At 42.6% G+C, this 13,857-nt stretch carries 9 protein-coding genes; 5 read left to right on the plus strand and 4 right to left on the minus strand.

Annotated features, from left to right (window positions below; all coding sequences use genetic code 11):
- The first annotated feature begins 163 nt into the window (after positions 1-163).
- Positions 164-970 carry a carboxylesterase family protein gene (locus tag V144x_RS12515; RefSeq protein ID WP_197998896.1) on the plus strand — a complete coding sequence of 269 codons (807 nt, stop codon included), beginning with the start codon at positions 164-166 and terminating at the stop codon, positions 968-970.
- Positions 971-983: 13 nt separating this feature from the next.
- Here the strand turns inward: V144x_RS12515 and V144x_RS12520 are convergent, their stop codons facing one another.
- From V144x_RS12520 to V144x_RS12530, 3 genes are all read right to left on the minus strand, one after another.
- A complete protein-coding gene (locus tag V144x_RS12520) occupies positions 984-1,910 on the minus strand; it encodes an ABC transporter ATP-binding protein (RefSeq protein ID WP_144985494.1) in 927 nt (308 codons plus the stop codon).
- Positions 1,907-4,216, minus strand: coding sequence for a hypothetical protein (locus tag V144x_RS12525; RefSeq protein WP_144985495.1), 2,310 nt, complete (start codon positions 4,214-4,216; stop codon positions 1,907-1,909). The genes V144x_RS12520 and V144x_RS12525 overlap by 4 nt, the downstream gene beginning before the upstream one ends.
- A gap of 211 nt (positions 4,217-4,427) precedes the next feature.
- Positions 4,428-5,162: an alpha/beta hydrolase gene (locus V144x_RS12530; protein WP_144985496.1), complete on the minus strand. Its 735-nt coding sequence runs from the start codon at positions 5,160-5,162 to the stop codon at positions 4,428-4,430.
- Positions 5,163-5,646: 484 nt separating this feature from the next.
- On the opposite strand from V144x_RS12530, the gene V144x_RS12535 reads away from it, so the two are divergent.
- Both V144x_RS12535 and V144x_RS12540 read left to right on the plus strand, forming a co-directional pair.
- Complete coding sequence (locus tag V144x_RS12535) at positions 5,647-6,453, plus strand: hypothetical protein (RefSeq protein WP_144985497.1); 807 nt, start codon at positions 5,647-5,649, stop codon at positions 6,451-6,453.
- Between the two features lie 149 nt (positions 6,454-6,602).
- A complete protein-coding gene (locus V144x_RS12540; protein ID WP_197998897.1) occupies positions 6,603-7,061 on the plus strand; it encodes a YiiD C-terminal domain-containing protein in 459 nt (152 codons plus the stop codon).
- 17 nt (positions 7,062-7,078) lie between these two features.
- Here the strand turns inward: V144x_RS12540 and V144x_RS12545 are convergent, their stop codons facing one another.
- On the minus strand, positions 7,079-10,540 hold the full coding sequence (locus tag V144x_RS12545; protein ID WP_197998898.1) for a mechanosensitive ion channel domain-containing protein: 3,462 nt from the start codon (positions 10,538-10,540) through the stop codon (positions 7,079-7,081).
- A gap of 207 nt (positions 10,541-10,747) precedes the next feature.
- Between V144x_RS12545 and V144x_RS28375 the strand changes: the two genes are divergently transcribed.
- Together V144x_RS28375 and V144x_RS12550 are read left to right on the plus strand one after the other, a co-directional pair.
- Positions 10,748-10,903 (plus strand): hypothetical protein, encoded by a 156-nt coding sequence (locus V144x_RS28375; protein WP_197998899.1) that lies wholly within the window; start codon positions 10,748-10,750, stop codon positions 10,901-10,903.
- 371 nt (positions 10,904-11,274) lie between these two features.
- Positions 11,275-13,794, plus strand: coding sequence for a bifunctional diguanylate cyclase/phosphodiesterase (locus V144x_RS12550; RefSeq protein ID WP_144985500.1), 2,520 nt, complete (start codon positions 11,275-11,277; stop codon positions 13,792-13,794).
- Positions 13,795-13,857 lie beyond the last annotated feature (63 nt).

The raw sequence follows: 13,857 nt of genomic DNA on the forward strand, positions 1-13,857 counted from the left end.
GTATTATGTAATTTATCCTCGCCCGGGACTCAGTTAGTGTATGTATGTTTTATATTAAGATGAACTGGTTAACTTGAAGTCTTGTTTTTAGTCTGTCATGCTCATGTTCTATTTTACGCATATTATCAGAGGTCACATTAAAAATGACAGGAGAACATAATAGATGTTGCATCAGTTGATACCAGTGACAGTGATCTTATTTGTTTTTGTTTGCATGCCGGTCGCTCAAGCGGAGGAAAATGAGCAATCCGGGAAACAGCAGGCAGCTGAACTCAATACAACCATTCCGGTCCAAATGAACTACCTGGTTTATTTACCCAAAGATTATGAGCAAAAGGAAAAGTGGCCTCTGCTACTATTTTTGCATGGAGCGGGGGAACGAGGAGCTGATCTTGATCTGGTGACCATTCATGGTCCTCCAAAGCTGGTTAAAAATGGTAAGCAGTTTCCCTTCATTGTTGTCTCCCCTCAATGCCCTAAAGAACAACTTTGGCAGCCGGTTGAATTAACGGCGTTATTGAACGAGGTCGAAAAGAAATATAATGTCGATAAAGATCGCATCTATGTCTCAGGCTTATCTATGGGAGGTTTTGGGACCTGGGCGTTGGCTGCTTATACTCCTTACCGGTTTGCAGCGCTGGTTCCCATTTGTGGTGGTGGCGAAAAATTTTGGGTCAAAAAAGTCAAGCATGTTCCCATTTGGGTCTTTCATGGCGCCAAAGACTCGGCCGTGCCCCTTGATCGCTCGCAAGCATTGGTCGATGTACTGAAAAAAGCAAAAGCGGATGTCACTTTCACTGTCTATCCGGAGGCTGGACACGATTCCTGGACCGAAACATATAACAATCCGAAAGTCTATGAATGGTTGTTGCAGCAGAAACGCAAACCGGAAGCAGAGGTCAGAGCAGCAGAAAAAAAAGAAGAAGCAGAACGTAAAGCAAAAAGAGCTGCCGCAAAGAAAAAGAAATAAAACGAAGATCGAACTACTGTACCAGACCCTTGGTTAATTCCATGAATGCGGTTTCAAGGTTGATTTCTTCTTCGTGGAATAAACAAAGCTTGAATCCTTCATTAATTAACAGCGTAGGGATAAAGGTGTAGTCCTGAACGTCGTTTTGGAGAGTCATCAGCATGACATTATTTTGGATGTCAATGTTGGAAACGAGCTCATGTGCTTCGAGCAGGGCTGCCGCTTTGTCGGTGTTTTCGGTGACAGCTACGTGTAATAAGATCCGTTGCCTTGCTTTTTTCATGACTTCTTCGACGTTGTCGTCGACGATCAAATTTCCTTTTTCAATCATTCCCACACGGGTGCAGACGTCTGCCAGCTCAGGGAGAATGTGACTTGAAACGATCACCGTTTTCTTTAATTCTCCCAGGCGTTTCAACAAGTTCCGAATTTCGATACGAGCACGCGGGTCAAGCCCACTGGCCGGCTCGTCGAGCAAAAGAACCTGTGGTTCATGTAACAGGACACGTGCCAGTCCAATGCGTTGGGTTTGACCACGGGAAAGCTGGTTGACCATGGCATCTCGTTTAAAGGACATGTCGACCAGTTCCAGTTTTTCTTCACAAACTTTGCGTCGCTGAGGCCCTTTAATTCGATAGGCGGATGCGAAGAACTCGAGATACTCAATCACCGTCATATCATCATAGACACCAAAGAAGTCCGGCATGAATCCAACGAGTCGTCTGATCTCTTCGGGATGTGTGTAGATCGATTTTCCACAAACGTATGCTTCACCGTAATCAGGGCTGAGCAGTGTGGCGATCATTCGCATGGTGGTGGTTTTTCCAGAGCCGTTTGGGCCAATAAAACCAAAAACATCGCCTTCACCCAGATTGAGATTGATATTATTCACGGCAATCAAGTCGCCGTAACGTTTTGTTAAATTACGTGTTTCAATCACTTGTTATCGCTCCCGGCAGGTGTACCCTGCTGATCTTGCGGCGGATTATCTTCGTCTTTCAACGAAGGTAATTCGTATTGGATTTTTGTCGATTTCGTTACAGGGATCACAACTCTGATATATGTGCTCTGATTTGTCTGATCAAGTTCTTTGTTATCAAGTGAGGTTTGACTGAGAGGTGTATCCAGTCTGGCAAACAAAACGGCTCTTCCTAAACGTAATTGTTCGCTGAAATCCAATTGTTCTGCTGAAATATTAGAGAGTCCTGTGTAACCATATCCTCCTGACATTTCATGGAACGTAAGCATTTTGAGGATATCGTAAACATCTTTGGAAAAGGCATCATAGTCGGTCTGCTCTGTCACCACACTAGCCGTATTTTGTCCTTGTTTAGGTAATCGACGAGAGACAGAACGGGTCAAATATCCTTTTATATTACGCGAAGTAATGTTAGGGCTGTTAATATCCCAGTTTTGATCGGGAGGGATAAAGGAGTCTTCAAGATGTTCTGGATCTACGAGCGGCAGATAAATACGGTTACCATAGGCAAGGACCCACTCTTTGAGCGGGACAGTTAATCGGTTTGTAAATGTTCCTGAAAGTCGACTGAGACTGTTACCCGTTAGATTAGATGAGAATAATTCTGGTTGTTTCTGCGTCCATTCCGCCAGCAGGCTTTTCGTTCCCCATTTCAGGATCGGAAGGTTCACAATCGACTTTGATTGAGGGGAAAATTCGTAAGCAGGGGCGCTCATGGTTCCTTCTGCAGAGCGATACATGCCAGCAAACGTTGTCTCTGGTAGTCCGTTCCAACAGATCTGAGTTGGGACAAGCTTACTATTTTCATCCTGCATAGGGATGCTTGACTGAACATCAATCTGATAACGACGCGTTTCAGGGCTATATAGACTTAGATAAAAGCGTCCACGAAGTTGGCCTTCAGATACATCATAGTCGACAAGATTGAGTTGTGTTGACTGCAGCGAACGACCATTATCGTTTTGGGCAGTAGCTACACCCCAGATGGCCGCGATCAAAACCATGCTGGGGAATGTAACCCAGGTAATATGTGGCTTCTTCAAAATACGATGTACCAGAACATAATCGAGCGGACCAATGAGTAGCAGATAGATGAGAATTAAACTCATCACCCACCAGTGCGACGATCGTTCCACCTGTGGAAAATTTTGCTGAGAATGAAAAAGCTGTGTTTCTAATTCCGAAATACCGGTTTGGGAAAGCCGTTTTCCGAGCGCGGCTTCCTGTTCATTTGCGGCGACAGGCTGCTTTTTTCGAGTCGCGAGTTTAACACAGAGATTCTCTAATCCTTCCCAGTTGACTAAAGGGCTGGTATTCAGATCCAAAGCGAGAAAGGTGACAACTCCCAGACCGAAAGGAACTCTTACCAGAATTGGTCCATTGAGCGAAGAGGCCAATACTTCTCCCGAATTGATTTCAATTTGAGAAGCAGTGGCTACACCGCGAATCCGTGAACGTACAGCAGCAAATAATTCCAGACTGCTTAACTCACGGACTTTATTTTCTCCGAGGACTTTAACGGGAACCCACTTCGAAAATTCACTTTTTTGATATTTTTCTAAGTCTTGGCCCACACAGAGAACGAGATGGCCCCCATTGGCGACCCAATTCTGTATGGCCCGGTTTTTTTTAGCACTGACAGTATAATCAGAATCAACAATGAGAGAATCGAGTGAGTCATAGCCATAGTCAGTCTCTGGTAAAAATGACTGGTTAGAAATCAGTGTCGTAAACTGGTTGAGGTTTTTATCAATTGAATCTAGTTCGGCAGGCTCGATCGGTTTAAATCCGGAAGTTTCACCGATGAGAGCCCAGAGTTCGACCGATTGTTTTAAACCGACTCCGGTAAATTGATTCTGAGATGATTGCGGTGAGTAGGAGGCCTCATACAATATTGATTGAGTACCTACATCGCGCAGGCGAATTTTTAATGGACTATCAATTAGTCCCGTTTTAAATTGCGAATAGAGTTGATAGGTTCCGGGTTCGGGAAATCGGTAGACGTCCGATGGTATCTCAGTGGAATTTCCATCAGGAGAGAGGGACACCACAGATAACTGTAATTCAATCGGGGCAGTTGTCGTTAGCTCAACTGTAACGGGAACCCATCGTCCAATTTTGTAAAGCCCGTCAAAGCCGACCTGAATTTGCTTAACTTCGCAAGAGCTTTCATCAACACCTTCAGCAAAGACGTGCTGGTTCACATGGAGCAGAAGCAAAAGCAATGAAAAGATCGTATTGAATTGAGAAAAGAGAGATGATTTCATGTGTTCATTCTGTGATTCCATTGATTCAAATGTTCAATTTGGAATCAGTGTTAGTAATGACGAATCGCTTCTCGTTCGAGATTGCCACGAATTGAAGCGCATAAATAAAAATAGGTATAAAATGGTATTATGTCTTGAGCCGAGACGAGGCTCAATGGATTGTCATTACAAATAAAGAGTTTCCATGGATTAACCTGTTCTTAATTCCGTTTCAACCTGTCAAATCAGTCAGCAGAATTCCAAATTTTTCCATCGCCACCTCTGGAATCGTATGCGGACCCATAAATTCCGAAAAATCAATTTCGAATTGATGTTGTTCAAACATCTCTTTTAACCAGATTGCCCCGTCGAAAGGCAAAATCGGGTCTTGTTTTCCATGGCTCTGTAATACTGGAAACGTTTTTGATTTTTCTGCCAGCGAGATCCATCTTTGTTCACATAGCAAAGTACCAGACCAAATGACCAAGGCGGCCGGAGGTTCCGGTAGGTTTAAGGCCACCTCTGTTGAGACGATTGATCCTTGTGAAAAACCTCCCAGTACAAATTGAGAGAGCGGTAAGCCAGATTCCTTTTGAAGTTCAATAATAAATTCACTCAGCTTTTGTGAAGCTTCTAAAAATCCCTCGGGGGTCTTCGCTCTTTGGTCTCGGATTTTCCCAGATGCAATAGCCGCATTCAATTCTTCGATATCCAGCATCCACCAGGCACGACCACCGGGAATTCCCATCTCCAGTAGTGAGAGTGGGGCTGCGGGAAAAACAAATTGAACCCGATTTTTTAAAGCAGGATTTCTGTTTAAAATCTCTGGTCCTAGAGGAACCAGATCATCACCCGGTGCGCCAAAACCATGACTGATGACGGCTATGACTTCCGGGTTTTGGTTCGTGGGTAATTCATCATAAATCTGGCAGCTAAGCGCACCGATGGTTCTTGTAGTGAGGGGCATTGAATCCTGAATCTCCTAAGGTTCCCATATGGACGGTATGGATCTGTTTAAAAATCGAGAATGGCTATTGTGTCGAAGAACAAGCGGTTTCGCAATCGAGTACCATTGATTATCAATGCTAAATCAAGAACAGGAAATGATTTAACTTTTGAGCTCTGAATAGAGGCAATGAGGCATTTGTACTAAACATGGTTTTTCGAGCGAATTCCCCGGGGTGTGTTCATAAGTGATTCGATTCAAGGATCATTTTGATTCATTTGTTATCGAAAATGCGGCAGGTGAATATGTGGTCTAAATAAGATCGGCTCAAAGCGGATTGTAATAAGTGATTTTCAACACTTAGTTTAACATTGCCTAATAGAATATACTCTAATTCAGGAACACCTTTTGCATTAGCCCAGAGTGACTTCTCATAAAAGAAATCCAATCAATGAGGATGATTCAGGAGAATGTTCAATTTGTCCACATGATAGGGAGATTCATAATGTTTCGGCTAAACAGATCGATAAAATCGCTTGTAATTCTATTGTTTTTTGTGCTCTTACAAAGCGGTTCGTTGTATGCACAGGCAAGAGACCTCGATTTGATTGGGGGAAAGCTCAACCGCGATTCCTTTACGCTCTGCCGGGAGATAAGGACAAAATTTCGGGGAATTAGAGGGCAAAGAATACTTTTTGCGAAAGCTTATGAAATTCATGAAATGGCTGATAATATCCACCGGATGGTTGTCCTGAACGCTCCTACCAGAGGCATGGACCAGGCTTTATTGGATTTAAGTCTATTAGTGGATGATTTGGATCAATCACTCAAAACCATGCCGTTGCCAGTATTCAAAGATCCTGTCACAGTGCCAACCGGACCAAACGGATATATTTTCTATGGTGGAAATGGATATCCACAACCCAATTTTCAATGCGGTATATTCCAGTGCTATGGACCTCCTTATCGCATGATTTCAGAACAGGCTATGCGCGATGTTTGTGGAATTCTTACTGATATGAAATCTTCAATTAATCAATTACAGGCTCACTATTCACCAAGGCTTGAGTTACCTCCAGCGCAAAGATTATTTCCCAGCCCGAATCCCGTTCCACAATTTGGTTCAAAGCAGGGTCGGGGAGGACAGTCACAACTTCCAGTCTTGTCGATACCATTCCCGAAACAGAATGATTCCGGATGGAAACCTTCACGTAAGACAGCTCCCATTTCTCCTCCCGTTCCACCAGGAACTCAACCACAACCATTACAAAAAGGTCCAGCAGTTTTACCACCACTTCCATCGAACAACTGAAAATGTTCTCCTGCTTGTAATTGATATTACGAAACAGTTTTTTTGCGATTCTCAATCGACTCTATTATTTTTCCAGATCATGCGTTATGTTGTTTTGATATAGGCAATCATAAAACGAGCCTGTGTCTTTTATCTGGAAGGATATGTTGATGGAATTTGATGCTGGAGAAGTGACCGCTTACTTACATCAACATATTCCGGTGACAAAGGCAATGCAGATTAATGTGCTACCAGAGATGAAAGACGCTCTCAGGCTAAATGCCAGGTTAGCTCCAAACTTGAATCATCAGGAGACAGCCTTTGGTGGAAGTATTGCCAGTTTAGGTATTCTGGCTGGCTGGACTTTAATCCACATTCGATTAAGCGCAGACAATGTTCGTTATAAAATTGTCATTCAGAAAAGTGAGATGGAATTTCTCCATCCGATTGAGAGTGATTTCGAAGCAGAATGCCACTTCCCCGAACAAAAGTTATGGGATCAATTTCATTCGGGCCTACAGCGGAAGGGGCGTGCGCGAATCAAGCTGGAGTGTGCCGTGACAGTCAATCAACGGGTGGCAGCAGTCATCAAAGGCACCTTTGTAGCAAAGCAACTGGAACGATCTTGAATTGGTATTCAGGCTTCTTAGAGTTTCTTTTCAGAATATGATTCAGTGGAATTCATGTTTAGAATCGTTTCACTCAGTGACGCGTTGCCAGTATAAAGATGAACGTCTTGTTGAGGAAATGCAATTTCAATTCCTGCTTCGTTGAATTGTTCGTGAATCGAAGTATGCAATTCATGAATGACGGTTAACCGATTCTCCAGGTTGGGTAAATACGCTCTGAGATTTAAATTCAAAACGCTTTCTCCAAAGGACTCAAACGTGATACTGGGCTGTGGATTGGATAGAATTAATGGATGGTCATTCAGAATCTTTAATGCCAGCTCAGAGACCTTGTTTGTATCAGTGCCGTAGGCCACTCCGACATTAATAAAAATTCGATTGACTGAATCTGACAATGTCCAGTTGAGTAATTTACCAGTAATAAATTCCCGGTTGGGTACGATGTATTCTTTACGGTCCCAGTTCGTGATCGTGGTCGCCCGCATACGAATGCGAGAAACCACGCCGGTGATATCATCGACGGTAATAATGTCTCCCACTCGGATAGGCCGTTCGATGAGCAGAATTAACCCGGAAACAAAATTGGCGAAGATCTCCTGCAGCCCAAATGCGAGTCCAAAAGTCAACGCCGTTGCCAGCCATTGGATCTTAGTCCAACCTAATCCAATCGTACTAAACACAACAAGAATACCAAACAGTGCCAGAAAATAACGGGCCAGGCTGGTAATCGCATATTTAATAGACGCGTCGAGTGGCAGGCGTTGTAAAATAATGAACTCAAGCAGACCAGGAATATTTTTCGTAGCGATAATTGCAAAAATAGCAAAAATGATAGCCAAACTGATGTCATAGTAAGTGACAGGTTCTAGTTTTTCTGTGAATTTTGTTGTAGGGTTACCGTCTGCATCTGTTGTTGCCTCAACCGTTTGAGTTGACGTGAGCCAGACACGATTCTCAAATGTGTCAAGGCGATTAAATGCCGGTAGGGTATCGCCCCAGATCCATAATAGACCCACAAGCAGGATCACACTCATGGTTGCATTTATTAATTTTTTAATCTGTGCAGAAATTTTTGTGAGATCGGCGGATTCCACTTCTTCTGTAGTAATCCCGGCAATTTCTGATTCAGAATTTTCCTCTTGTGATTCTTCACGGATTGCCTGTAAGCGCTCTCGGTTTTGGTTAAAGCTGAGATTTCGATGATGAATCAGAATCCAGCGCAAAAGCAGAGCTCTGAATATGATGACTCCCAAAAACAACCAGAGAGTCAGGAAGATTAAGTGAAACAGAGTCAAAGCAGTAAAATAGAAACCGACAAGAGATAACAGAATCAGTGTGCCGGGGACAAAAAGTGTTAAAAAGTAAAGAACATATTTGCAGCGATCATACCAGACCTCTTGATTGTAATTGAGAATGGACTGGAAGAGCCCGGATCGGGGATGGAATACTCGGCGGGCAAAAACAGTGTAAACAATCAGCAATGCAACAAAAAACAGGCGTTCCAATAAATCTTGATTCCGGTCGACTTCTTTACCATGTAGCAAGATCATAAAAAATAGGAGTGGTAATGAGAAAGGAATGACCCAGCGTATGTTTCTCCGCACATATAAGACCGTTTGTTTATACCAGCCAAAGTGCGATTCACCGAGACCTAAAGGCCGGCAGATCTGTCGAATGAGTTCCCAGAAAAATAACAACCAGGCAACCTGATATAAACTGGCTTCAACTGCTTTCACGAAATTAGTCGGATTGGGAGCGCTACCAAATCTCCACGCGATAAACCAAACCAGCCCAGGCCAGACGACGGCAATAAATAAGGTCAGAAAAGCGACTCGTGCAGTAATTCCAAATTTACGATAATTGCCTCTGGTCACTTCTTTGTTAATAATTCGTAGTTGTTGTCTGACATTATATGCCAGATACACAAGGCTCAAGAAACAGCAAACAGCGAAAAAATAAATAACGGAATTTTTTTGGAGGTCCTGTTGAAAGACTTTCCATAATTCTTTCCAGTGTGTTGGTGAAAAGAGCCATTGAATCGACTGCGTTGTCTGCTTAATTTCGGGCCAGGAGATAGGTGCAGAACTCTTGATCCAGAAGATACGCTCTTTGATATAATCAGAGTAAATGTCTGTCTGTTTTACCAGATCCGTTTCAGCCACATCCAGATCGAGTAATTTATCGAAGTAATTTTTATTACTGCGAATGAGGGAGTCTAAATATTCTTTTTGTTTTTTGAGTATCTCTTCGACAATGATCTCAAGATGATTGATTTCATCCGCAGTGACCTTACTCTTACTGCTTTTTAAAATTTCTTCGGTAATTTTTTGCGCCGTCGGAAATTCCGCCCATTGGTCATCCAATTCAAACAGTTTTAAATGAACTTCATCGATCAGTTTCCTACGCTTATCAATATTTTCGATACGAATTTGGGTGTTTGGTAAAGTGGATTGTTGATTTCGAAGTAGTAAGCCAATCGGACCGGTCAATCCGATGGAATCTTCTTTCTCTTTTGTTTGTTGAAACTGTTTTTTGAGGTCTTCTAGAATTTTATTTGTACTCGAATACTCTTTGTCAACAGCTTCGATTTTAAGGTTGAGCTTCTGTATCTCTTCTGCATATTTCTGGTTCTGTTCTGCCAGAGGTTGCAGAATAGGGTGGGTTGCAAATACTTTATCGCGCGCTTCTTGAACACGTTTCTCAGACTCAATCTTACGCAGCTTTTTAATTTGGTCATTGAGTGCGTCGACGATTTCCTGCTGTCTTTTGACAGTCAACTTTAAAAAGTCCTGTTGAATACGGGGGAATCCGATTGCTTCTTCGGCGTCATAGGCTGTTAATTCATTATTTAAGGCAGGTTTTTCTTCTTTGAGAACGTTCAGGTGGGTGATTAATTCGATTTTTCTGGCATCAAAGATAGATGCTGGTTCGTTTGCAGGAGCAGGGAGTTTTAGTTGCCTTTCGATTTCATCTAACTTTTCATCAATTTCGCTTATGCGCGTCAAAACTTCTTTTTTCCGGTTGGTGCGATGTGAAATTTCAGTATCCCAGTCAGCGAGTTCTTGTTTCGTTTTTTCAAGTTGCGGCTCTGCCTGGACAAGCTTTTGCTCCAACTCTGAAAGTTTTTTCATGACAGAAAAGGAAGGTGCAGGTTGTTTGCTCAAACTATCAATCTTTAGTTTGATTTGATTCAGATCCTGCATTACGTTTTCTGAACGTTTTTGATACTGCAGGGCTCTCTCTTTTAAGGTTGCAATTTTCTTAAGATTTCCAATTGCCTGATTATAAAAATCAATCGCTTTCTTCTGGTCTTCCTCAGTTAAGCCTTTGATTCCTTTGACCAATTCTATTTTTTTTTGAATCGATTCCGCAGAAATCGATGGTGCTTTCGTTGTGGCAGGAGAGGGAGATGATTTCTCCTTTGAGGGAGGTTGCGCCTGTACTTCTAATAATAAAAGCAAGAGTAGAATCAGAGTCATGATAGAGAATCTGATGCTTTGGATGATTTGATGACGAAAAGCCATTGAGTATGATTTCATTAAAAAGCAGATCACTTGAAACAGGGAAAACAGAAGTTCTTTCGAGCATAAGTTTAGTTCTTCAGCTCCTTATTCGGCAAGGTGTGGAGTGCTTCCCACTGCAAAAAGATAATTGATCTTTCTTCATTCGGGCGTTCAAGAATTTATATGATCAATCCTGCAGAGAGATCATTGGCGGCTATCGTAGTCAATGTCGGTTTCTTGCAGACGATTGATACGCGAGATGGTGCTATCGAGAACGATCAAATATTCAACAGTGTTGTCATTATTGCTTCGAGGATTTCAGCCTTGAAAATCACATGAGTCGTTCTTTTTATATCCCTAGATTGATCCAGTAAGCATGAAAATAGAGACTGTTTCATCTCTATACCTGATAACGCCTTTTAAGTCGTTTTAAATGGTCAAGCTGATATTTGGAGTGAGCTCAAACTCATGATATTCGGGGTGTAGACTTAATCATATACTGGGGGTTTTTCCCTATGCATGTTGATGATAAAGTCATCTTCCAGTAAGTTTTGGACATTGTTGTGTGTTGTAATGTACACTTTTTCTGGAGGGGTTTGACTGGATTTAACAGATTGGATTACGAGAAGTAACAGGGATACACGTTGATTTAAAAAAATAACCTACGTTTTGTGTAGTCTTCACATCCATATTGGTTGAGAGTGAGAAACATGAAACAGTCTTCAGAATCTGAGTCGATGGGGGGCAGCCCGCAAACTGCCGATCAAAATGACTCAATTCATTTCATCTGGCCTAAGTTGCCGCTGTTTGGAATTGCCTTTGTCATGGCATTGGGAGTTTTGGTCCTGATCTATGAACTAAGTCAAGTCACACTTACCCAACACGTGATTTACGTCGATGTCAATCGACAATCATTGGCGGGAAAAGTGGCAAAGGATGTGCTTGAGTGTCGCCGCTACGAAAAAGATGTGTTCCTCAATCTGAATCACCCGGTCGAATATAATGATTATCTATTGAAGTGGCGTACTGCCTGGAACAAGCTTTCCATCGATACGGAGTTTTTGAGTAAGTGTATGGCAAATGAGGAACAGACACGTTTACAGATGCTGTTGCACGATTCAGTAAAAGAGTATCAAAAACATTTTTTGAATATCGTTGAGAAGATAAATCGCGGGGAAATTAAGACTCCTCAGCAGGCTAATCTGGCGATGACACCATTTAAAGACGACATGCGAAATCTAACAATTCTTTCGTCAAAATATGCGGTCGAAAGTGCAAAAGAAGCAACTCAACATGGTGGGACATTGGTCCGGCGAGGTGGGATCAGTGCTGTTGTCGTACTTTTATTGACCATTGTGCCTAGTGTCATTCTTCTGTTTCTTTTTCGTAAATACAATCAAAAACTGATACTCGCCAATGAAAAACTTCAATCATCAAAGAATGAATTGAAACAGAGTGAAGCACAGTTTCGAACGTTGATGAACAATATTCCCGGAGTGACATTTCGGTCGCATGTGGACGAAAGGAGGACCATTGAATTCGTCTGCGAGACAATCAAAGAGCTTCTGGGGTATCCTGCTGAAGAACTATTGCGGAATAAAGTACGAACATTTACTAGTGTCATTCATCCTGATGACATTACTAAAGTCCATTCAGTTATTCAGTCTGCCGCGGAAAAACCGCAATCATTCCAGGTTGGATATCGAATTATACGTGCTGATGGAGAGGTAAGATACGTTTGGGAACAAGGTTTAGTTTCACATGATCACAATAACGTGCCTATGGTCGATAGTGTGATGTTTGATGTGACAGACCGAAAACAGGCCGAACTTGAGTTGCGTAATAGTAAAGAAGTATTTGAACGCGCCTCATTAGTCGATAAATTGACAGGTTTACCCAATCGTACACTGTCCCATGAACGTTTGAAGGAATTAATTCTGGAGTCCCAGGAGAAATCAGAAGCGAATTATGCCGTTATCTTCCTCGATTTTGATCGTTTTAAAATGGTCAATGACAGTTTAGGGCACGATGTCGGTGACTTACTGCTCGTTGAGATTGCAACCCGCTTGCGTCGTCATCTTCGCTGTACAGATTCAATCAGTCAGCAGGTTTCAGGAAATACAGCAGGTCGACTGGGAGGCGATGAATTTCTGATTCTGATCAATAATATCAAGAGCCTTGACGAAGTGAACTCTGTTGCAGAACGGCTGTTGGATGAATTAGCCCGTCCGTACTTCCTGGAACAGCATGAAGTATATTCAACTGCCAGCATGGGGATCGTAATCGGCAACAAATATTACAAACGGCCGGAAGAGATCATCCGTGATGCAGACACTGCCATGTATGAAGCAAAACGCTCCGGAAAAAGCCGTTATGTGATTTTTGATGATTCAATGCGGAAACGTGTGATTCGTGAGATGATTCTGGAAAACGATCTCAGAAAAGCGATAGAGAATCAGGAATTAGTACTTTACTATCAACCCATCGTTTCGCTTGAAAGTGGTGCCGTTTGTTGTGTGGAGGCTCTGTTGCGTTGGTATCACCCGACACTGGGACTCATCAGTCCGGGAGAGTTTATACCCATTGCGGAAGATTCACAACAGATTATCGAACTGGGTGAATGGGTTTTACGAGAAGGATGTCGGCAATACGCTGAGTGGTCAGAGCGGCTGGGATATTCCGCTCCATCCATGATCAGTATTAACTTATCGCGTAAGCAATTCATCTGCCCCCATTTGGTGCATATGGTGGAAAGCACGCTCCAGGAATTTAATGTAGACCCTGAACATCTTCAATTGGAGGTGACCGAAGATGCCTTTGCTTCCGATGTGAATGAAGCGATTCAAGCGATGAAAGAAATCAAAAACATTGGGGTCAAGTTGGCCATCGATGATTTTGGTGTTGGCTGTTCCTCTTTTGCTTCACTGAATCAATTCCCTGTAGATACACTTAAAATTGATCGCTCGTTAGTAGATCAAGTCATACGTACCAAAGGTATGGCCGCGATGATCAATTCTTTGGTAGTCCTGTCTGAAAACCTGAGGATCATGCTTATTCCTGAAGGTATCGAAGAGCAGGACCAGTTGACCGAACTCAGGAAACTGGGCTGCGAATATGGACAGGGGTTTCTCTTTGCTAAACCTCTGACCTCGGAAGTCTTTGAAGAATACTTACTGAAACAATCTGGTGCCTCAACCGCATCGACTCCACAACTGGTGGAAAGTAATTAAGTGCTCTGTTTGATACTATTTGATCGGCAGTGTTCTCACAGTCTAGCACGTTTCGCTATCATA

The sequence above is a fragment of the Gimesia aquarii genome (assembly GCF_007748195.1).
In the GTDB taxonomy this organism is placed as follows: Bacteria; Planctomycetota; Planctomycetia; order Planctomycetales; family Planctomycetaceae; genus Gimesia; species Gimesia aquarii.